Origin of the sequence: Dactylosporangium sp. CA-052675, assembly GCF_050947935.1 — a bacterium.
Taxonomy (GTDB): Bacteria; Actinomycetota; Actinomycetes; order Mycobacteriales; family Micromonosporaceae; genus Dactylosporangium.
In genome coordinates this window covers 9,155,298-9,174,521 of sequence record NZ_CP192010.1, presented here as the reverse complement: position 1 = coordinate 9,174,521, position 19,224 = coordinate 9,155,298, and the positions used below count along the sequence as shown (strand labels likewise).

The 19,224-nt window shown below is 72.4% G+C and carries 22 protein-coding genes and 1 riboswitch; of the genes, 11 read left to right on the top strand and 11 right to left on the bottom strand.

The annotated features are described in order from the left end of the window. Positions 1-47: 47 nt before the first annotated feature. The 5 genes from ACQP1P_RS41130 to ACQP1P_RS41110 form a co-directional block, all read right to left on the bottom strand. Positions 48-434, bottom strand: a complete 387-nt coding sequence (locus ACQP1P_RS41130; protein WP_433079779.1) for a hypothetical protein — start codon at positions 432-434, stop codon at positions 48-50. Continuing rightward, positions 434-2,164: a PHP domain-containing protein gene (locus tag ACQP1P_RS41125; protein WP_433079778.1), complete on the bottom strand. Its 1,731-nt coding sequence runs from the start codon at positions 2,162-2,164 to the stop codon at positions 434-436. The genes ACQP1P_RS41130 and ACQP1P_RS41125 overlap by 1 nt, the downstream gene beginning before the upstream one ends. A gap of 77 nt (positions 2,165-2,241) precedes the next feature. Continuing rightward, positions 2,242-2,973 (bottom strand): energy-coupling factor transporter transmembrane component T family protein, encoded by a 732-nt coding sequence (locus ACQP1P_RS41120; RefSeq protein WP_433079776.1) that lies wholly within the window; start codon positions 2,971-2,973, stop codon positions 2,242-2,244. A 50-nt stretch (positions 2,974-3,023) separates the two neighbouring features. Continuing rightward, positions 3,024-4,352 (bottom strand): ABC transporter ATP-binding protein, encoded by a 1,329-nt coding sequence (locus ACQP1P_RS41115; protein ID WP_433079774.1) that lies wholly within the window; start codon positions 4,350-4,352, stop codon positions 3,024-3,026. Positions 4,353-4,355: 3 nt separating this feature from the next. Continuing rightward, positions 4,356-4,925 carry an ECF transporter S component gene (locus ACQP1P_RS41110; RefSeq protein ID WP_350620783.1) on the bottom strand — a complete coding sequence of 190 codons (570 nt, stop codon included), beginning with the start codon at positions 4,923-4,925 and terminating at the stop codon, positions 4,356-4,358. Positions 4,926-5,003: 78 nt separating this feature from the next. Next, positions 5,004-5,118, bottom strand: a riboswitch (TPP riboswitch). Positions 5,119-5,170: 52 nt separating this feature from the next. Here ACQP1P_RS41110 and ACQP1P_RS41105 point away from each other — a divergent pair. After that, positions 5,171-5,995 (top strand): alpha/beta fold hydrolase, encoded by an 825-nt coding sequence (locus tag ACQP1P_RS41105; protein WP_433079771.1) that lies wholly within the window; start codon positions 5,171-5,173, stop codon positions 5,993-5,995. A gap of 8 nt (positions 5,996-6,003) precedes the next feature. Continuing rightward, complete coding sequence (locus ACQP1P_RS41100) at positions 6,004-7,938, top strand: acyl-CoA dehydrogenase family protein (RefSeq protein ID WP_433079770.1); 1,935 nt, start codon at positions 6,004-6,006, stop codon at positions 7,936-7,938. Positions 7,939-8,001: 63 nt separating this feature from the next. On the opposite strand, the gene ACQP1P_RS41095 is transcribed toward ACQP1P_RS41100, so the two are convergent. From ACQP1P_RS41095 to ACQP1P_RS41070, 6 genes are read right to left on the bottom strand one after another with little or no spacing between them, the layout of a single operon-like run. After that, entirely contained in the window at positions 8,002-8,598 is a 597-nt protein-coding gene (locus ACQP1P_RS41095; RefSeq protein WP_433079768.1) for a hypothetical protein, read from the bottom strand. Between the two features lie 27 nt (positions 8,599-8,625). Beyond that, positions 8,626-9,399, bottom strand: coding sequence for a hypothetical protein (locus tag ACQP1P_RS41090; RefSeq protein ID WP_433079766.1), 774 nt, complete (start codon positions 9,397-9,399; stop codon positions 8,626-8,628). Next, the gene (locus ACQP1P_RS41085) at positions 9,383-9,706 is read right to left on the bottom strand and encodes an ArsR/SmtB family transcription factor (protein WP_433079764.1); all 324 of its coding nucleotides are present in this window, start codon (positions 9,704-9,706) and stop codon (positions 9,383-9,385) included. Before ACQP1P_RS41085 ends, ACQP1P_RS41090 begins: the two co-directional genes overlap by 17 nt. Next, positions 9,693-10,565, bottom strand: a complete 873-nt coding sequence (locus ACQP1P_RS41080) for a metal ABC transporter permease (RefSeq protein WP_433079762.1) — start codon at positions 10,563-10,565, stop codon at positions 9,693-9,695. The genes ACQP1P_RS41085 and ACQP1P_RS41080 overlap by 14 nt, the downstream gene beginning before the upstream one ends. An 11-nt stretch (positions 10,566-10,576) precedes the next feature. Beyond that, entirely contained in the window at positions 10,577-11,407 is an 831-nt protein-coding gene (locus ACQP1P_RS41075; protein WP_433079760.1) for a metal ABC transporter ATP-binding protein, read from the bottom strand. Between the two features lie 32 nt (positions 11,408-11,439). Continuing rightward, on the bottom strand, positions 11,440-11,688 hold the full coding sequence (locus ACQP1P_RS41070; RefSeq protein WP_433079758.1) for a DUF6703 family protein: 249 nt from the start codon (positions 11,686-11,688) through the stop codon (positions 11,440-11,442). Between the two features lie 33 nt (positions 11,689-11,721). Here ACQP1P_RS41070 and ACQP1P_RS41065 point away from each other — a divergent pair, with 33 nt between their 5' ends. From ACQP1P_RS41065 to modA, 9 genes are all read left to right on the top strand, one after another. After that, positions 11,722-12,042, top strand: coding sequence for an antibiotic biosynthesis monooxygenase family protein (locus ACQP1P_RS41065; protein WP_433079756.1), 321 nt, complete (start codon positions 11,722-11,724; stop codon positions 12,040-12,042). A 41-nt stretch (positions 12,043-12,083) separates the two neighbouring features. Further along, positions 12,084-12,608, top strand: a complete 525-nt coding sequence (locus ACQP1P_RS41060; RefSeq protein ID WP_433079754.1) for a hypothetical protein — start codon at positions 12,084-12,086, stop codon at positions 12,606-12,608. Positions 12,609-12,780: 172 nt separating this feature from the next. Next, complete coding sequence (locus ACQP1P_RS41055; protein WP_433079753.1) at positions 12,781-14,163, top strand: glycine--tRNA ligase; 1,383 nt, start codon at positions 12,781-12,783, stop codon at positions 14,161-14,163. A 136-nt stretch (positions 14,164-14,299) separates the two neighbouring features. Continuing rightward, the gene (locus tag ACQP1P_RS41050) at positions 14,300-15,307 is read left to right on the top strand and encodes a permease (protein WP_433079751.1); all 1,008 of its coding nucleotides are present in this window, start codon (positions 14,300-14,302) and stop codon (positions 15,305-15,307) included. Beyond that, the gene (locus tag ACQP1P_RS41045; protein WP_433079749.1) at positions 15,304-16,023 is read left to right on the top strand and encodes a TIGR03943 family putative permease subunit; all 720 of its coding nucleotides are present in this window, start codon (positions 15,304-15,306) and stop codon (positions 16,021-16,023) included. The genes ACQP1P_RS41050 and ACQP1P_RS41045 overlap by 4 nt, the downstream gene beginning before the upstream one ends. Then, positions 16,024-16,737, top strand: coding sequence for a histidine phosphatase family protein (locus ACQP1P_RS41040; RefSeq protein WP_433079747.1), 714 nt, complete (start codon positions 16,024-16,026; stop codon positions 16,735-16,737). 177 nt (positions 16,738-16,914) lie between these two features. Continuing rightward, on the top strand, positions 16,915-17,391 hold the full coding sequence (locus tag ACQP1P_RS41035; protein WP_433079745.1) for a YcxB family protein: 477 nt from the start codon (positions 16,915-16,917) through the stop codon (positions 17,389-17,391). A 439-nt stretch (positions 17,392-17,830) separates the two neighbouring features. Beyond that, a complete protein-coding gene (locus ACQP1P_RS41030) occupies positions 17,831-18,241 on the top strand; it encodes a TOBE domain-containing protein (protein WP_433079743.1) in 411 nt (136 codons plus the stop codon). After that, positions 18,238-19,044 (top strand): molybdate ABC transporter substrate-binding protein, encoded by an 807-nt coding sequence (gene modA / locus ACQP1P_RS41025; RefSeq protein ID WP_433079741.1) that lies wholly within the window; start codon positions 18,238-18,240, stop codon positions 19,042-19,044. Before ACQP1P_RS41030 ends, modA begins: the two co-directional genes overlap by 4 nt. Positions 19,045-19,224: the final 180 nt, after the last annotated feature.

The window sequence follows — 19,224 nt, the reverse complement described above, 5'->3', positions numbered from 1 at the left end:
AGCCGGGGCCCGCTGGAATCCCAGCGGGCCCCTGACCGGTCCGTTGTTCAGTGATCCGCGCAGCAGGGGCGGTTGTTCGGCGGCTCGAAGGGCACCAGGACCCCGCCCCGGCCGAACTGGGTGACGAGCGTCAGCACGCCGTCGCGCCAGATCGGCCGGACGAAGTCGCGGGTGTCCACGAGCATCTCCGGTACCGCCGTCATGCCGCCGAGGATCACGACCTTCTCGATCGCCGAGCCGGCGATGATCGCCGACACCGCGATGGTGCCCTTGAGCCCCTCGTGGCCCTCGAACACCACCTGACGAGCCCCCTCCGGGGGCTGCTCCGCCTCGCTGGCGCCGACGGCGACCTGGCCGCCGGAGAAGTACGTGAACGCGGGGCGGCCGGCCGTCAGGATGTGATGGTCGGCCGCCTGGACGTCGGGGAACCGCATTACCGGGGGAGGACCCAGATCGGGTTCGCGTAGAACCAGAGGTCCTTCCACGGGTCGGCGTCGCCGAGCACGTCGATCGCCGGGCCGGCCGGGTCGATCGCCGCGCCCAGGTAGCCGGGGGCGGTGCGGTTGCCGTCGGTGCCGCGCACGCGGACGTAGAACGGCTCGTCGGCCACGCCCAGGTCGTAGGTGAACGACACGGTGCCCTTGGACTGGGTCACCTCGAAGGACTTGACGACCTTGGTGTCGGGGGCCTTGAACGTGTCCTTGTCGGACACGGCGCCCTTGACGGCACCGCGGATGACGTCGACGCGGGCCAGCTTGGGCACGAAGTTCGCCCAGTTCGCCTTGTCGGCCAGCGCGATCCTGATGACCAGCTCGGCGCGCTGGCCGCGGCGCAGCTGCAGCGCGCCGCCCAGGGTGGTGCCGACCGGCGAGCCCTTGACGCGCACCTGCACGTCGAGGCCGTCGATCAGGTGGCCGTGGTCGACCCACACGCGACCGGCGCGCAGGCCGGCCATGACCGCCGCGTAGCTGAAGTTGCTCGAGCCGACGTGGGTGCGGCTGTAGTAGCCGGGCCAGAAGTCACCGGGGGTGAGGTTGGCCGGCTGGCCGTACACCGGGTCGAAGTGGTAGCCGTTGGTGGCGAAGTCCGTGTTGTCGGGGCGCTTCGACGTCTCCTCGTAGACGACGTGCGAGTCCGAGTTCGCGGTGATCCACCACGCCTTGCCCTCGGCCAGGAGGCTGTCCCAGAGGCCGCCGACGGTGGAGGTCATCCAGTCGAAGCCGCCCCAGGTGCGGTAGCTCTCCGGCGGGTAGCCGGCGAACGAGTTCGCGTTGGGGGCGTTCTCGTAGAAGCCGCGGCCCGCGCCGCCGCCGAGCGGCTTGGCGATGCCGGCGGCCTGGTGGCCGGGGGCGCCCTCGAAGCCGATGGCGATCTGCGGGTTGGCGTCGCGCCAGTTGCGGATCTCGTGGGGCGAGTCGATGCCGTTGCGGGCCGGGTGGTTGGCCAGGAACAGCGCGTCCTGGACCCGCCGCTTGGCGACCTGGTCGCCGAGGAACTTGATGCCGGCGACCGCGAGGGCCTCGGTGACGTTGGCCGGGTTGACCGCGCCCTGCACCGAGCCGTCGAAGGTGCCCTCGAACTCCTTGAGGACCGCGACCTCGTTGGCGCCCGGGTGCACGAAGACCGTGCCGTGCTCGGCGGCCGGGATGTTCCACTCCAGGCCCTGGAAGACCAGCATGTCCTTGTAGTCGTCGCGGGCCCCGCGGATGAGCGGGTTGACCTTGTCGACGCCGATCTTCGAGTGCTGGACGGTGCCGTGGTCGGTGATGACCATCCAGTCCAGGCCGAAGGCGGAGGCGTGCTTCACGTGGTCGTCGACCCGGTACATGCCGTCGCTGGAGAACTGGGTGTGGATGTGGTGGTCGCCCGCCAGCCACTTGAAGTTGTTGTTCGACGGGCGGCTGTGGCCGTGGCGGTCCCAGCCGTCGAAGTCGTGGTTGTGGTCGTCGTCGCCGTGCGCGTGCGCGACGCCGGCGTTCGCCAGCGCGCCGCCCGCGGCGGCGGCCGCGCCGAGCAGACCCGCGCGGCGAAGGAACCCGCGGCGGGAGACGTCGCCGGGCGAGAGCTCGCTGTCCGGGATCGACGCGTCGAGCACCGCGGGGACGTCGCCGGCCGCCTGCGGCATGTCCTCGTGGTGATGGTGGTGGCCGTGGCCGTGGCCCATGAAGGCTCCTCAGCTGGGTTGGATGGTCCTCGCCGCCGACCCTCGACCCCGGGAGCGAACAACAGGTAGCGATACGCCTATGTCCGCGCGAACTTCAGCATGATCACGGTTGCCGCGAGGGCCAAACCGAGGGCCACGACCAGGGCATCCATCCACCCGAATCGGGTATCCCGGGCGATCGTGCGCGGCTCGCCCCGGTCGAATCCGCGGGCCTCCATGGCGGTCGCCAGCCGGATGCCGCGCCGGATGGCCGCGACGAGCAGACCGAAGAGCGTGGAGAAGGGCCCGGCCTTGGTACCGCGGGCGCGCCGCGCGAGCCGGATCAGCCGGTACTCCCCGGCGAGCAGCGGCGCCAGGCGCAGCGCGGCCAGGGCGCCGATCGCGAACCGGGGCGGGACCCGCAGGTGCGCGACGAGCGAGTCGGCGAGGTCGGTCGGGTCGATGGTCGCGAACACCACGAAGCCCGGCAGCCCGACGGCGAGCAGCCGCAGGGCGTAGCCGACCGCGTTCTCGCGCACGTCGAGCCCGGCGACGTGCGCGACGACCGGCGAGTCCTGGGCCCCGAGCAGCACGGTGAAGCCGAAGATGCCGGCCGCGGAGACCAGGATCGGCCAGCCCCGCCGCCACAGCGTGCCCAGGCCGAGCCCGGTGAACGGCAGCAGCACCAGCAGCGCGCCGATGACGGTCAGTGAGGCGACCGGGTCCAGGGTGGTGACCACGGCCGCGGTCACCAGCAGCGCGGCGAGCAGCTTGGCCACCGCGTCGCGCCGCCCGAGCCACGTCCCGTGCACCGGCGAGGGTTCCGTCATCGCCGAGTCTTCGGTCATCGGTGAGGGTCCGGTCATCGGTGAGGGTCCGGTCATCGGCGCAGCTCCAGCCGCCGGTCGCCGATCGCGGCCACGAGCTGCGGGTCGTGGGTGACCAGCACCAGCGCCCGGCCCTCGTCGCGCAGGTCGGCGAGCAGGGTCACCAGCTCCCGCCAGGTGCGCAGGTCCTGCCCGAACGTCGGCTCGTCCAGGACCAGCACCCGGGGCGCGGCGGCGAGCGCGGTCGCGACGCTGAGCCGGCGCTGTTCGCCGCCGGAGAGCGTGAAGGGGTTGGCGAGGGCCAGGCGGTCGAGGTACAGCCGCTGCAACAGGTCGTCGACCGTCGCCTCGGACGCGCCCCCGAGGGCCAGCTCCGCGCGGACGGTGTCGGTGACGAACTGGTGCTCGGGGTTCTGGAACACCGAGCCGATCCGCGTGGCCAGGCTCCGCGCCCGCCAGCGGTGCGGCGGGCGGCCCGCGTCCCGCCCGGCCAGCGCGGCCGAGGCCGTCACCCGCCCGCTGCGCGGCTTCGTCAGGCCGCCGAGCAGCAGCGCGAGGGTCGTCTTGCCGGCGCCGTTCGGTCCCTCGACCGCGAGGGCCTGCCCGGCGCGCACCTCCTCGTCGACGACCGCGGCGGTGTGCGGCAGGGCCAGGCGCTCGGCGGTGAGCAGCGCCTCGCCGGGGGCGGTGGCCGCCCGGCGGACCGGCAGCGGGGCGCCGGGGCTCCAGACCGCGTCGGGGTCGTCGCCGATCACGATCGTCCGGTCGACCAGGGGGAGGGCCTCGTCGACCCGGTGCTCGACCAGCACCAGCGTCGCGTCGAGGTCCTGGATGACCTTGGCGATGGCGGTACGGACCAGCTGCGCCCCCTGCGGATCGAGGTTCGCGGTCGGCTCGTCGAGCAGCAGCAGCCCGGGCCGCAGCGCGATCACGCCGGCGATGGCCAGCCGCTGCTGCTCGCCGCCGGAGAGCGCGGCGGTGCTGCGGGTGCGGTCGTACGGGAAGCCGACGGCGTGCAGCGCGGCGTCGACCCGCGGCCAGATCGCGGCCCGGGGCACGCCGCGGTTCTCCAGGCCGAACGCGACGTCGTCGCCGGCCCGGCTCATCACGAGCTGGGTCTGCGGGTCCTGGAACACGATCCCCGTCGTGTTGCGCTGCCGGCGCGCGTCCCGGCCGTCGACCAGGACCTCGCCCTCCTGCTCGCCGGAGTCCTCGGCGAGCAGGCCGGCGAGGGCGGCGAGCAGCGTGGACTTGCCGGCCCCGGAGGCGCCGAGCAGCAGGACCCGCTCGCCGTGCTCGATGCGCAGGTCGAGGTGGCGGACCGCCCAGGCCTTGCGCCCGGCGTGCCGCCACCCGAACCCGCGGAATTCGACGGTGCTCAACGCTTAGACGGCCACCCGCTCCCGGCCGGACGGGAAGCGGTCCAGCACGCCCGTGCGCGACAGCGCCCGCTGCAGGGCCCAGCTGCCGCCGCCGGCGACGATCGCGCCGCTGGCCACGACGAGCGCCGCGTACGTCCACTTCTGCCCGGCCGTGAACGTGTCGCCGTAGTAGACGCTCAGGTCGAACAGCGCGGCGCCCACGCCGGAGAGGGCGCCCGCGACCAGGGCGTTGACGAGTTTGTACCCGCGGTAGCCGGTCGCGGCGAAGCCGAACTCGCCGCCGATGCCCTGCACCAGGCCGGACACCACGACGGTGAGCCCCCACGCCGAGCCGAACAGCGCGGAGACGGTCGCGGCGACGAGCTCGGTGTAGAGGCCGGCGCCGGGCTTGCGGATGACGAGCGGCCCGAGGACCGCGGGGATGAGCCACACGCCGTAGATCACCGCGCGCCAGGGCAGCGCGAAGCTCTCCAGGGCGTTCCACAGGTTGTTCCAGGCGTAGAACACCCCGGCGAAGGCCACGGCGATGATGGACGCGACGACGATGTCGACGGTCCGCCAACGGGTCTGCATGGTTGAACCTCCCAGTTCGTGCGAACCAGAAGGAGACGCGACGTCACGCCGGCCCTTGGGCGGGCCGACGTGACGGCTGGCGTGAGGTGACCGAGCTCCCTGCGCTGGCATTACCCAGATCAGGTTCGAGGGTCTGCGAGGCCGTCGGACGGCCGTCGCACTCTCAGCGCTGTGCGCTCCCCTGTCGGATGTGCAGTTGTTTCCCGACGGTAACAGTGATCGTCGCCGACTCGTAGTCTCTGGTCATGAAAATCACGGCGCGCTCGCTCACGTTCGACGTGTTCGACGGCGGCCCGGCCGACGGGGAGCCGGTGCTGCTGCTGCACGGGTTCCCGCAGCACAGCGGCGAGTGGGCGGCGGTCACCCCGCTGCTGCACGCCGCGGGCCTGCACACCTACGCCCTCGACCAGCGGGGCACCTCGCCGGGCGCCCGTCCGGCGCCGGTCGAGGCCTACCGGATCACCGAGTGCGCGCTGGACGTCGTGGCGGTCCTCGACGCGCTGGAGATTGCGGCGGTACACCTGGTGGGCCACGACTGGGGAGCGATCTGCGCCTGGCATGTGGCGCTGCGGCACACCGCCCGGGTGCGCACGCTCACGGCGGTTTCGGTGCCGCACCCGCACGCCTCGGCCTACGCCTACGCGCACGACCCGGACCAGCGGGAGCGCTCGGCGTACATCAAGCTCTTCCGGCAGCCGGGCAAGGCCGAGGAGGTGCTGCTGGCCGACTCCGCGCGGCGGCTGCGCGGGCTGTTCGCGCCGCTGGAGGACGTCGAGGGGTACGTGCGGCCGCTGCTCGAGCCGGGGGCGCTGACGGCGGCGCTGAACTGGTACCGGGCGATGGGCCCGCTCGACCTCGCCGGCCTGGGGCCCTCGACGGTGCCGACGACGTACGTGTGGAGCGACGGGGACGTGGCGATCGGCCCGACGGCGGCCCGCGCCTGTGCCGAGCACGTCGCGGCCGACTACCGGTTCGTGCCGCTGGCCGGCGTCAGCCACTGGATCCCCGACGAGGCGCCCGCCGCCGTCGCGTCCGCGATCGTTGGCATAGTCGACGCTACTCGCGGGTAATAACCTGGATGTTCGGGAGCGTCTACCTGGGGGTGTCCATGGTTGCGACGTCGGTGCGCGCGGAACGGGAGGCGCGCAAGGTCATCGAGGAGAACCGCGAGACCGAATGGCGCAAGCCGAGCTTCGGCAAGGAGCTGTTCCTCGGCCGGCTGCGCCTGGATCTCATCGACCCGCTGCCGGAGCTCGATCCGGCCGCCGAGGCGCGCGGCGCCGAGTTCCGCGCCAAGCTCGCCGCCTACCTGAGCGCGGAGGTGGACGGCCAGCAGATCGAGCGCGACGCCCACATCCCCGACGAGGTGCTGCGCTCGCTCGGGGAGCTGGGCGCCTTCGGGATGAAGATCGACGAGCGGTACGGCGGGCTGGGCCTGACCAATCTCGACTACTGCCGCGCGCTCATGCTCGTCGGCTCGGTCAACCCGTCCATCGGCGCGCTGCTGTCGGCGCACCAGTCGATCGGCGTGCCGCAGCCGCTCAAGCTGGTCGGCAACGACGAGCAGAAGCAGCGCTTCCTGCCCCGTCTGGCCGCCGGGGAGGTCTCCGCGTTCCTGCTCACCGAGCCGGAGGTCGGTTCGTTCCCGGCCGGGATGCGCACCGCCGCGGTGCCCACCGAGGACGGCGACTACCTGCTCAACGGCGTCAAGCTGTGGGCCACCAACGGCACCCTGGCCACCCTGTTCGTGGTCATGGCGCTGGTGCCCAGGAGCGAGGGGCACAAGGGCGGGATCACCGCGTTCGTCGTCGAGGGCGACGCGCCCGGCGTGACCATCGAGCGGCGCAACGCGTTCATGGGCCTGCGCGGCCTGGAGAACAGCGTCACCCGCTTCCACGACGTGCGCGTGCCCAAGGAGAACGTCATCGGCGGCGAGGGCCAGGGCCTGCGCATCGCGCTGAGCACGCTCAACACCGGCCGGCTGTCGCTGCCGGCGATGTGCGTCGGGGCCGGCAAGTGGTGCCTCGGCGTGGCCCGCGAGTGGGCCGCGGAGCGGGTGCAGATGGGCCGGCCGATCGGCACGTACGAGGCGATCGCCAAGAAGATCGCGTTCATCGCCGGCTCCACCTACGGGATGGAGGCGATGCTCGAGGTCTCCTGCCGCCTCGCCGACGACAACCGCAACGACATCCGCATCGAGGCCGCGCTGGTCAAGCTGTACGCCTCGGAGCTGGCCTGGAAGGTCGCCGACGAGCTCGTGCAGATCCGGGGCGGCCGCGGCTACGAGACCGCCGACTCCCTCGCCGCGCGCGGCGAGCGGGCCATCCCGGCCGAGCAGATCCTGCGCGACGTGCGCATCAACCGGATCTTCGAGGGCTCGACGGAGATCATGCACCTGGCCATCGCCCGGGAGGCCGTCGACGCGCACCTCTCGGTCGCGGGCGACATCATCGACCCGGAGGCGGGCCTGGGCCGCAAGGCGAAGGCGGCCGGGAAGGCGGGCGGCTTCTACGCCAGGTGGCTGCCGACCCTGGTCGCGGGCAAGGGCCAGCTGCCGGGCGGCTTCGCCGAGTTCGGCGCCCTGGCCCCGCACCTGCGCTACGTCGAGCGGGCCTCGCGCCGGCTGGCCCGCGAGACCTTCTACGCGATGGCGCGCTGGCAGGGCAAGCTCGAGCACAAGCAGGGCTTCCTCGGCCGCGTGGTCGACATCGGGGCCGAGCTGTTCGCGATGTCCGCCGCGTGCGTGAAGGCGCGCACGGAGCTCGCCGACCGCCCCGAGGGCCTGGAGCTGGCGGACCTGTTCTGCCGGCAGGCCACGCTGCGGGCGGAGGCGCTGTTCGCCTCGCTGTGGGCCAACGCCGACGCGGTGGAGGTCTCGGCGGCCAAGCGGGTCCTGGCCGGGCGGTACCTCTCGCTCGAGGACGGCATCGTGCCGGCGCCCGCCGACGGCCCTTCCACCGCCGACTGGTCGCCGGGCCCCTCCACGGCCGAGGACGTGCGGCGGCGCTTCTGACGGTCCGGTTCGCGGGGCCCCGGTCCGATCGCCGGGGCCCCGTTCCCTGTCCCGGGCGGGCGTTCAGCGCAGGCCGAGCGAGCGCAGCTCGAGCTGGGCCAGGGCCTCCACCGTCTCCGGGTCGCCGCGGCGCCACCGGGCGGCCACCTCGGGGTCGACCTTGATCAGGCGCTTGAGCGGCTGCGTCGCCAGCGCGCGCAGGGCCAGCAGGTCCCGCCCCGCCGTCACCGTGCGCAGCCGCGCGGCCGAGGCCGCCCGCCGCGCCCAGCGCACGCGCAACGGCAGCCAGACACCGACGACGAGCAGCACCGGCACCACCACGACGACCACGGACAGGATCCAGGCCAGGTCGTTGACGATCTCCTGCTGGTCCTTGCCGGCGTTGGCCAGCGAGGTCGCGGCGTTCGCGGCGTTGCGGAACGGGGTCGCGATCGAGTCGCCGACGCCGGGCACCTTGTCGATCTTGTCGCCGGCCGAGTTGAGGTTCGAGGCCAGCCCGTTGCCGGCGCCCTCGAGCTTCTGGCCGGGCACGGCGAGCTTCTGGATGAGGTCGAACAGGCTCATCCCGAGCCGGATCCAGGCGTACACCCACACGACGACGAGCGCGTCGGTCAGGAACTGCCGGAAGGCGACGGGGGCGCGGTCGGCATAGAGCTTCATGGCTCCCAGCGTCGCCTACGGCGCGGGTTATTGCAGTGTCTGGTAGAGGGAATCCGGCGCCTGCTCGACCGTGGCGGAGTCCGGGCGCTCGATCTTGATCGTCTTGCTGCCGAAGTTCGCGAACTTCGCCGTGGTGCTCGACGCGGGCGCGGTGCCCAGCGGCGGGGTGTGCGTGACGAGCTGCGTGACGTAGCCGTTCGCGTCGACCGTGGCCTCGAACGGCACGCTCTTGAGCGCCTCGGACGCGCCGGCGCCGGCCGTGACCGGGTTCTTCGTCTTGTCCAGGGTGCCGCTGAACGCGCCCGGCCCCGTCTGGCGCACGGTGACGATCTCGCCGGGGAGGGCGCCCAGGCCGGTCGGGCTGCCGGTGGCGTCGAGCCCGAGCTTGGCCAGCGACTTGACCTTGGTCGCGTCCAGGTGCGCCCACCGGTCGGTGGTGACCCCGGTGACCTGCAGGTAGAGGTCGGGGCTGACCAGTACCGCCGAGATGTCGATCTTCCGGTCGGGGGTGAGCAGCTCGGCCTTGTAGGCGGTCGCCTTCGCGGCCGGGTCGGACGCGCCGTCGCCCTGCATCTGCCCGAGCGTGCCGAGGTCCGAGTCGATCGTGAACGACAGCGCGACGCTGTTCGTCTTCGCCACGGCCGCCTTGAACACCGACGCCGGGTCGGTCGCCACGGGCGCGGCGCTGCTCGTCGCCGGGGCACCGGACGACGGCGAGGGTTTCGCGCCGTCGCCGCAGCCGGTCACGGCCAGCGCCGCCATCAGGACCACCGCCGCGAGGCGCTCAGCCCTCGCGCGCATGGCTGACGGCGTCGGCGACGATGTGCGCGATGTGTTCATCGATCAGAGCGTAGGCGATCTCGCGGCCGCGCCGGGAACCGCGCACGACGCCGGCGCCGCGCAGGACCCGCAGGTGCTGCGACACGAGCGGCTGCGGGGCGCCGAGGGTCTCGACCAGCTCGTGGACGCAGCGGGGCCCGTCGGCGAGCTCGGTGACGATGCGGATGCGCAGCGGCGCGGAGAGGGCCTTGAGCAGTTCGCCGGCGGCCTCGTACCCGTCGTTCGGGTGCTCGTGCGGGTGCCGGTCCGGCGGCTCAGGCGACGGCACTGGGCTCGACCTCCTCCGCCTCGGCGGGGCTGCCGCGATGGCGGGCGCGGCGGGCCGCGCGCCGCGCGGAGACGGCGACGGTCACGGCGAAGAAGCCGGCGATGGCGAGCAGGACGACCGTGGCGCCCGGCCCGGTGTCGATCGCCGTGGACAGCCACACGCCCAGGCCCGACACGAGCAGGCCGATGCCGATCGCGGTCAGCATCGTGGCGCGGAAGCCGCGGGTGATCTGCTGGGCCGTCGCCACCGGGACGACCATGAGCGCGCTGACCAGCAGCAGGCCGACGGCGCGCATGGCCACGGTGACGGTCACGGCCGTGGTGACGGCGAGGATCAGGTTCAGGGTGCGCACCGGCAGGCCGGACACGCGGGCGTACTCCTCGTCGTGGCACACCGCGAACAGCCAGGGCCGCAGCAGGATCGCCACCGCCAGCACGGCGACGCCCAGGATCAGCATGACCGTCAGGTCCTGGCGGTTCGTGGTGAGGGGGCTGCCGAAGAGGTACGTCACCAGACTCCGGCTGCTCTGCTCGTCCGACAGGTTCACGAGGACCACGCCGCCGGAGATGCCGCCGTAGAAGAGCATGGACAGGGCGATGTCGCCGGAGGTGCGGCCGCGCTCGCGGACCAGCTCGATGACCACGGCGCCGGCCGCGGCGGCCAGGACCGCCATGATCACGGGGGAGCGGTGCAGCAGCAGGCCGAGGCCGACGCCCGTGAGCGCGACGTGACCGAGGCCGTCGCCGATCAGCGAGAGGCGCCGCTGCACGAGGTAGGTGCCGATCGCGGGTGCGGACGCGCCGGTGATGAGCGCGCCGAGCAGGGCGCGGATCATGAAGTCGTAGGCGAAGATGCTCACGCCGGCCCCGCTCAGGCCGCGGCGACGTTCGGGCGCACGTGCCCGTCGGCCGCGGTGTGGACGTCGGCCGCGGTGTGGACGTGGCCGTCGGGCGCCGGGTGGGCGTGCACGTGCCGGTCGGCGGCGGCCCGGTGGCCGGCGTCGGCGTGGGGGTGCACGTGGTCGTTGTCGGTCTCCGGCGGGGCGCCGTCGTGCACGATCTCGCCGCGGCTCACCACGACCGCGCGGGTGATCAGGGGGCGCAGCGGCCCCAGCTCGTGCGCGACGAAGACGACCGTGCCGCCCTGGGTCACGAAGCGGCGCAGGCAGCCGGCGAACAGCTCCTGGCTCACCGCGTCCACGCCGGCCGTCGGCTCGTCCAGCACCAGCAGCTCCGGGCCGCCGGCCAGGGCGCGGGCGATGAGCACCCGCTGCTGCTGGCCGCCGGAGAGCACGGAGACCGGCTCGCGGACGCGGTCGGCCAGGCCGACCGCGTCGAGGGCCTCGGCGACGGCGCGCCGGTCGGCCGGGGACGCGGGGCGCAGGAAGCCGCGGCGGGCCAGGCGGCCCTCGGCCACGACCTCGCCGACGGTCGCGGGCACGCCCGAGCCGGCGCCGACGCGCTGGGGCACGTAGCCGATGCGGTGCCAGCCGCGGAAGCGCCGCAGCGGGGTGCCGAAGAGCCGCACCTCGCCGCCGGCCAGCGGGGCCAGCCCCATCGAGGCCTTCACGAGGGTGGACTTGCCCGAGCCGTTGGCGCCGAGGACGGCGACCACCTCGCCCGCGCGCACCGAGAGCGAGACCCCGTCGAGGACGGGCCGGCCATCGTAGGCGACGACCGCCCGTTCGACCTGGAGAACCACCCTTCGAGCCTGCCCGATAATGGGAATCGTTGTCAACTTGCCTTGTACGCCGCGGCGGCCAGGAGCAGTGCGAGGATGATCACGCGGGGGACCCGCATCTGCGGCGGGGTGACCGCCCAGGTCCTCGTGAGCAGCCAGATCAGGGCGGCGGCGAAGACCAGCAGCACCGCCGAGCCCACGATGCCCGGCAGCAGCAGCCCGAGGAAGACCAGCACCGCGGCGGCCAGGAACGCCACGGTCTTGTTCATCCGATGGAGGCGCACGAGCACACGCTCGGTCATGGGGCCAGACGTCCTTTCCGTATGCTCGGCGGCATGCTCGTGATGACCAGGTTCGTCGTCGAGGAGGACGACGGCTTCGCCGGCCGTGCTCACACCGCGCTCGCCGCCCTCGCGGCCTGCCCAGGGTACCTTCGCGGCCGCCTCGGACGCGCGTTCGACGATCCGGCCCACTGGAGCATCGTCACCGAGTGGGAGTCGGTCGGGGCGTACCGCCGCGCCCTGTCGAACTTCGACGTCAAGATGTACGCCACCCCGCTGCTGGCCCAGGCCCTCGACGAGCCCTCCGCGTTCGAGGTGCTGGCCGAGGCCGCGCCGGGCGGGGAGCTGACCGTGACCACCAGTGACCGCGCCTGAGCGCACGCGCCCGCCCGGCGCCCTTGGATAGGCTGAACGCCATGATGCCGCCGCAGGCCGGCCCGCCTCCCCTCTGGGAGCAGGCCGACGAGGTCCCGCCCCCGCCGCGCGGGCCGGGCGTGGCCGCGCCGTTCGCCGCGCCGCCGCGCGACCGTGACCTGCGCGGACTGTGGTGGGGGCTGGGTATCGGCGGGCTGGTCCTCGTGCTGTGCTGCGTCGGCGGGATCGTCGGCATCACGCTCCTGCTGCCCTACGCCGACTCGATCGGCAAGGGCCAGGTCGCCGCCGTGGTCGAGGACTACCTCACCGCCGTGCGGGACCGGGACTACGCCACCGCCCGCCGCCAGCTGTGCGACGAGCAGCAGCGCACCCATTCGGTCGGCTGGTTCTCCGACCACTTCGGCGCCACGCCGGTCACCGACTTCAAGGTCAACGCGGACGACGTCACGATCAGCAACACGATCACCGTCCCGGCCCAGGTGCGCGAGCGCACGACCTGGGTCGATCACGAGTACACGATGGAGCAGGCCGGCACCCGCTACGTGATCTGCGGGGGCATCGACTGAACGACCGCGGCGCGGGGCCGCCCGGCGCGCCCGTTAATCTGGTGCGGCTCGCCGCGGCGTAACCGTACCGTCGATGGTGACGTTTGACGGTTTGCCCGGGTAACGACCCAAGTCCGGACACCACACGACCAGCCTTGCCGACAGCCAGTCGCCGTGAGGCGTAGGAGGAACCATGGCCGCAGATCGCATCGATTCCGTCGTCAGCCTCGCGAAGCGCCGCGGCTTTGTCTTCCCGTCGAGCGAGATCTACGGGGGCACGCGCTCGGCCTGGGACTACGGCCCGCTCGGCGTGGAGCTCAAGGACAACGTCCGCCGGCAGTGGTGGCGCACGATGGTCCAGCAGCGCGACGACATCGTCGGCCTCGACTCCGCCGTGATCCTGGCCCGCGACGTCTGGGTCGCCTCCGGCCACGTCGACGCGTTCGTCGACCCGCTGACCGAGTGCGCCTCGTGCCACAAGCGCTTCCGGGCCGACCACCTGGAGGAGGCCTGGGTCGAGAAGCACGGCACCGAGAAGCCGTTCGTGCTCGGCGAGATCAACTGCCCGAACTGCGGCAACAAGGGCACCTTCAGCGAGCCGCGGATGTTCAACGGCCTCATGAAGACCTACCTGGGCGCCGTGGAGAACGACGAGGGCCTGCACTACCTGCGCCCCGAGACCGCGCAGGGCATCTTCGTCAACTTCAACAACGTGGCCGGCGCGGCGCGCAAAAAGCCGCCGTTCGGCATCGCGCAGATCGGCAAGAGCTTCCGCAACGAGATCACCCCGGGCAACTTCATCTTCCGCACGCGCGAGTTCGAGCAGATGGAGATGGAGTTCTTCGTCGAGCCGGGCAGCGACGAGCAGTGGCACGAGTACTGGCTGCAGGAGCGCTGGAACTGGTACATCGGCCTGGGCATCTCCGAGGCGAACCTGCGCTTCTACGAGCACCCGAAGGAGAAGCTCTCGCACTACTCGAAGCGCACGGTCGACATCGAGTACCGCTTCCGCTTCGGTGGCCAGGAGTTCTCCGAGCTCGAGGGCATCGCGAACCGCACGGACTTCGACCTCACCACCCACTCCAAGCACTCCGGCGTCGACCTGTCCTACTTCGACCAGGAGAAGAAGGAGCGGTGGGTGCCGTACGTCATCGAGCCCGCCGCCGGCCTCACCCGCGCCGTGCTGGCGTTCCTGCTCGAGGCCTACGACGAGGACGAGGCGCCGAACACCAGCGGCTCCGTCGACAAGCGCACGGTCATGCGCTTCGACAAGCGGCTCGCCCCGGTGAAGGCGGCCGTGCTCCCGCTCTCGCGCAACGCCGACCTCTCGCCCAAGGCCCGCGACCTCGCCGCCCAGCTGCGCAAGCGCTGGACGGTGGACTTCGACGACGCCCAGGGCATCGGCCGGCGGTACCGCCGCCAGGACGAGATCGGCACCCCGTACTGCCTGACGGTGGACTTCGACACGCTCAACGACAACGCGGTCACCGTGCGCGACCGCGACACGATGAGCCAGGAGCGGGTGTCGATCGACCAGGTCGAGTCGTACCTGATCGAGCGCCTCCCCGGCTGCTGATCGCCGGAGCGCGAACCCGCCGGGCCGGCCGCCGACAGCGGCGACCGGCCCGGCGGGGCGACCATGCGCTCACGCTTCGAAGTGTTCGTCGGCGCTTCATGCCGGCGGCACCGATCGACGGGGTAGCCTCCTGGTCGTGACGGTGACCGAGGAGCACGTACCCCCCGCGGAGGCCGACGCGCCCCCACGCAGGCGCCGGCGGCCCGGCTCCGTCGAGGTGCTCGCGGTCCTGCTCGTGCTCGTGGTGCTGCTGCGCGGCCCGATCACCCGCTCGCTGGCCACGCCGGCCCTGCAGACCTGGCTGACGGTGTTCGTCTCGGTGCTCACCCAGGCGATCCCGTTCCTCGTCTTCGGCGTCGTGCTCTCCGCGGTCATCGCCGTGTTCATCCCGCCGTCGTTCTTCGCCAAGGCGCTGCCGTCGCACCCGGCCCTGGCGGTGCCGACGGCGTCCGTGGCCGGCGTCGTGCTGCCCGGCTGCGAGTGCGCGTCGGTGCCCGTGGCCGGCGCGCTCGTGCAGCGCGGGGTCACCCCGGCCGCCGCGTTCGCGTTCCTGCTCGCCTCGCCCGCCGTCAACCCGATCGTGCTGATCTCCACCGCGGTCGCCTTCCCGGGCCAGCCGCAGATGGTGGTCGGCCGGGCGGTGGCCAGTCTCGTGGTCGCCTGCCTCATGGGCTGGCTGTGGCAGGCGTTCGGCAAGGGCAGCTGGCTGCGGATGCCGTCGCGGGCGCACCTGGACGGCATGGCCAAGTGGCCGGCGTTCTGGGCCTCGGTGCGCCACGACGTGCTGCACGCCGGCGGGTTCCTGGTCATCGGGGCCGCGTCCGCGGCCGTCATCGCCGTCGTGGTGCCCAAGACCTGGCTGGAGCACGTCGCGTCCAACCCGGTCCTGGCGATCGTCACGATGGGGCTGCTCGCCGTCCTGCTGTCGATCTGCTCGGAGGCCGACGCGTTCGTGGCGGCGTCGCTGACCCAGTTCTCGCTCACCGCCCGGCTGGCGTTCCTGGTCGTCGGGCCGATGATCGACCTGAAGCTCTTCGCGATGCAGGCGGGCATCTTCGGCCGCCGCTTCGCGCTGCGTTTCGCGCCCGCCACCTTCGTCATGGCGATCCTCGTCTCCGCGATCCTGGGACCGGTGCTGTTGTGAACAAGCAGGCGCAGGCCGTCATCCTGCTGCTCGTCGGCGGGGCGGTGCTGCGGGCGTCGCTGTCGGGGCAATACCTCAACTACGTCAAGGCGGGCCTGCAGCCGTATCTCATCGCCGCCGGCGCGATCCTGGTGGTCGCGGGGGTCTTCACCCTCTGGTACGAGCTGCGGGGCTCGAAGGCGGCCGCCGGGCACGACGACGACGGGCACGGGCACGTGCACGGCGGGCCCAGGGTGGCGTGGCTGCTGCTCGCGCCGGTGCTGGGGCTGCTGCTGTTCGCGCCGCCCGCGCTCGGCTCCTACGCGGCGGGGCGCTCCGGCTCGGCGGTGACCGCCCGCTCGGAATACGCGCCGCTGCCCGCCGGCGACCCGCTGAGCCTCACGATGCTCGACTACGCCTCGCGGGCCGTGTTCGACAAGGGCGCCTCGCTCGGCGAGCGCCGCATCCAGCTCACCGGCTTCGTGATGCGCGGGCCGCAGGACCAGTGGTTGCTGGCCCGGATGATGGTCAGCTGCTGCGCGGCCGACGCCCGGCCGGTCAAGGTCGCGCTCGACGGCGAGCTGCCCGACGGGCTGCGGGACCAGCAGTGGGTGCGCGTCACCGGCCGATACAGCGGGCGCGAGGTCACCGACAACGTCAACGGCGAGGCGATTCCGTTCATCTCGGTGTCGGATGTCATCTTGATCGCGGTGCCGCAGGAGCAGTACGAGTCGTAGATGGACTCTTCCCGACCCGCCCTCCTGGTGCTCGTCCGCCACGCCGAGTCGGCGCGCAACCTGGCCAAAAAGGGCAGCGTGTACTTCGCCGACGACGCCGCCCGCCAGGTGGTCCGCGGTGTGCCGGACCACCTCATCGACCTGACCGCCGACGGGCACAAGCAGGCGGAGCAGACCGGGCACGCCGTCCGGGACCGCTTCGGCTCCTTCGACTACGTGTTCACCAGCGGGTACGCCCGCACCGACCAGACCGCCGAGGGCGTGCTGAGCGCCTATCCCGCCGCGGAACGCGCCCGGATGCGGGTCAAGACCGACCTGTTCATCCGCGAGCGGGACCCCGGATTCGCCTACGACATGACGACCGCCGAGGCCGAGGCGGCGTTCCCGTGGCTGAACGAGTACTGGCAGACGTTCGGCGGGTTCATGGCCCGCCCGCCCGGCGGGGAGAGCCTCGCCGACGTCGTCGGGCGCGTGCACACGTTCCTCAACTCGCTGTTCCGCGACCACGCCGGCCAGAAGATCATGGTCGTGACGCACGGCGGCACGCTGCGCTGCTTCCGGTTCCTGCTCGAGGGCTGGACCTACGCGCAGGCGCAGCGGTGGCCGTCGGGGCAGTCCCCGGCCAACTGCGGCATCACCACCTACCAGGACACCGGCGAGCGGCTCGAGCTGCTCGACTACAACCAGGTCTACTGGACGGTCGGCTCCGCCTGAGCCCGCCCCGGGCCGCACGGTCGCTCCCGGGCGCCGGTGCGCTGATCGCCGTGGATGTCCCTGAGCTCGGCCGGCGACCTCGCGACGGCCGCGTGGCGAGAAAGTTTCGCGTGGGGGCCGCGTCGCGGCTCGGGCCGGATGGCGTACCCTACGGCAGCAATCGATGAACGGGGACTGATGCTGATCACGCTGACGGTCCAGCCGGATCGCGGCCGGACGCGCAGGTCGGTGCGGGCGCGCATGCGGGGCAGCCTGCGCTCGTGGAACCTGGTCGGCGGCGGTCTGTCGGTGGCCGGCCTCGGCGCGCTCGTGCTCGGTCTGCCCATCGGCGCCGGCGTGCTGCTCACCCCCGGCGTGATCATCCTCGTGGGCCCGTGGCTGCTGACCCAGGCCGCGGCGAAGGCGCGCACGGGCGTCTTCGCGGAGACGGCGACCTACGAGATCACCGACGAGGGCGTGCGGGTCTTCACACCGAGCCTGCGGGCGGGGTACTCGTGGTCGGCGGTCGAGCGGGTCGAGGACAACGGGGAGTTCTGGATCGTCATCGTGGGCGGGGCCGGGATGCTGGTGGTGCCGTTCACGTTGCTGCCGGAGCCTGAGGAGCGGAAGGTTCGCGATTTCCTGTCCGAGCAGGGGCTGCTTGTTCCGGTGTAGTCGCTCGCTCGCTTGCTTGCTGTGGTTGTCCCCTGTGCTTTTCGCGAAATATCCGGCGCTTCGCTAGCCGGATATTTCGGACTTATCAGCATTTTTGTGTATCGCGGCGTGCGCTCGGCGTCGTCGTGCTCGGTCGGCGTCCATCCCGCGAGGACTCCGTGCGTGGGGCCTCGCCGTCAGATGCTGTTCCATCCCCCGAGCCGCACGAGCCCGGCCGCGCGCGTCACGCACGACCGGGGCCAGTTCCCGTTTCTTCTCGGCCGCGTCGGTCGTGCGTCACCAGGCCGGCGGTGGACGACAGCACACCGCCGGCCCGCTGCCGCGCTTCGCGCGAGTCTGGGCAGGCACGACCGGGCTAGGCGGCGGGCGACTTCCTTTGGGCAGATACCAGCCTTCGGACCGATTCGGCCCCGCAACTGCGGGATATAGGCTCTCCGCCATGACCACCTTCCGGATCGGCGAGGCCGCCGAGCTGCTCGGCATCAGCGCCGACACGCTGCGGCGCTGGGTCGATGCCGGGCGGCTCCCCGCCGGGCGCGACGACAACGGCCACCGCGTTATCGACGGCGCCGACCTGGCCGCGTTCGCGCGTTCGCAGGCCGCCGAGGCGGACGCGGGCGCCGAGGGCTCCTCCGCGCGCAACCGGCTGCGCGGCATCGTCACCGCCGTGGTCAAGGACACCGTGATGGCCCAGGTCGACATCCAGGCCGGGCCGTTCCGGGTGGTGTCGCTCATGAGCCGCGAGGCGGCCGACGAGCTCGACCTCAAGGTCGGGTCGCTGGCCGTCGCCGTGATCAAGTCGACCACCGTCGTGGTGGAGCGTGTTGACAAAGGGAGGAGCCACTCATGAGGCGTGCCGTTCTGGCCGGGATCGTGGCCATCACGGTCGGTCTGACCGGGCTGGCCGGCTGCGGTGACGACAAGACCGACACCGGCTCGGCACCGGCCACACCGTCGTCGGGCGCCGCGACGGGCGTCACCGGCACCATCAACGTCTTCGCCGCCGCGTCGCTGACCGAGTCCTTCACCAAGATCGGCCAGGCGTTCGAGGTGGCCAACCCGGGCAGCAAGGTGACCTTCAACTACGCGGGCAGCTCGGCGCTGGCGACCCAGATCAACCAGGGCGCCCCGGCCGACGTGTTCGCCTCCGCCGCGCCCGCGAACATGAAGACGGTCACCGACGCCGGTAACGCAGCCGGCGAGCCGACCACGTTCGTGAAGAACCAGCTCGTGATCGCGGTGCTGAGCGGCAACCCCAAGGGCATCAAGAGCCTCGCCGACCTGGCCAAGCCCGGCACGAAGGTGGCCCTGTGCGCAGAGCAGGTGCCGTGCGGCGCGGCCGCGAAGACGGCGCTGACGGCGGCCAACGTGAAGATCACCCCGGTGACGCTGGAGCAGGACGTGAAGGCGGCGCTGTCGAAGGTGACGCTCGGCGAGGTCGACGCGGCCCTCGTGTACCGCACGGACGCCCGCGCCGCCGCCCGCGACGTGGACGACGTCGAGTTCCCCGAGTCGGCCGGGGCCATCAACAGCTACCCGATCGTGGTGCTCAAGAACGCGCCGAACCCTGCGGGGGCGAAGGCATTCGTCGCGTACGTCCTGTCGGACAAGGGCAAGGCCGTCCTCTCGGACGCGGGCTTCCAGGCTCCGTGATCCGGTACCCATCGGCGGGGAGCGCGGCCGGTCCGCTGGGCCGGGCGCGCTCCCGGGCTGTTGGGCATGGACCGGGTTGGTTCGGCTGCGATTCGGCGGGCTTCGGGCTTCGGGCTGTGGGTTCGGCGGCGGGCTTCGGGCTGTGGGTTCGGCGGCGGGCTTCGGCCCGTGATTCGGCGG

Excerpts from the sequence above, each read along its gene's own strand:
- ACQP1P_RS41130 (WP_433079779.1), bottom strand. The coding sequence starts at position 434 with ATGCGGTTCCCCGACGTCCAGGCGGCCGACCATCACATCCTGACGGCC.
- ACQP1P_RS41125 (WP_433079778.1), bottom strand. The coding sequence starts at position 2,164 with ATGGGCCACGGCCACGGCCACCACCATCACCACGAGGACATGCCGCAG.
- ACQP1P_RS41120 (WP_433079776.1), bottom strand. The coding sequence starts at position 2,973 with ATGACGGAACCCTCGCCGGTGCACGGGACGTGGCTCGGGCGGCGCGAC.
- ACQP1P_RS41110 (WP_350620783.1), bottom strand. The coding sequence starts at position 4,925 with ATGCAGACCCGTTGGCGGACCGTCGACATCGTCGTCGCGTCCATCATC.
- ACQP1P_RS41105 (WP_433079771.1), top strand. The coding sequence starts at position 5,171 with ATGAAAATCACGGCGCGCTCGCTCACGTTCGACGTGTTCGACGGCGGC.
- ACQP1P_RS41100 (WP_433079770.1), top strand. The coding sequence starts at position 6,004 with ATGTTCGGGAGCGTCTACCTGGGGGTGTCCATGGTTGCGACGTCGGTG.
- ACQP1P_RS41095 (WP_433079768.1), bottom strand. The coding sequence starts at position 8,598 with ATGAAGCTCTATGCCGACCGCGCCCCCGTCGCCTTCCGGCAGTTCCTG.
- ACQP1P_RS41090 (WP_433079766.1), bottom strand. The coding sequence starts at position 9,399 with ATGCGCGCGAGGGCTGAGCGCCTCGCGGCGGTGGTCCTGATGGCGGCG.
- ACQP1P_RS41070 (WP_433079758.1), bottom strand. The coding sequence starts at position 11,688 with ATGACCGAGCGTGTGCTCGTGCGCCTCCATCGGATGAACAAGACCGTG.
- ACQP1P_RS41065 (WP_433079756.1), top strand. The coding sequence starts at position 11,722 with ATGCTCGTGATGACCAGGTTCGTCGTCGAGGAGGACGACGGCTTCGCC.
- ACQP1P_RS41060 (WP_433079754.1), top strand. The coding sequence starts at position 12,084 with ATGATGCCGCCGCAGGCCGGCCCGCCTCCCCTCTGGGAGCAGGCCGAC.
- ACQP1P_RS41055 (WP_433079753.1), top strand. The coding sequence starts at position 12,781 with ATGGCCGCAGATCGCATCGATTCCGTCGTCAGCCTCGCGAAGCGCCGC.
- ACQP1P_RS41040 (WP_433079747.1), top strand. The coding sequence starts at position 16,024 with ATGGACTCTTCCCGACCCGCCCTCCTGGTGCTCGTCCGCCACGCCGAG.
- ACQP1P_RS41035 (WP_433079745.1), top strand. The coding sequence starts at position 16,915 with ATGCTGATCACGCTGACGGTCCAGCCGGATCGCGGCCGGACGCGCAGG.
- ACQP1P_RS41030 (WP_433079743.1), top strand. The coding sequence starts at position 17,831 with ATGACCACCTTCCGGATCGGCGAGGCCGCCGAGCTGCTCGGCATCAGC.
- modA (WP_433079741.1), top strand. The coding sequence starts at position 18,238 with ATGAGGCGTGCCGTTCTGGCCGGGATCGTGGCCATCACGGTCGGTCTG.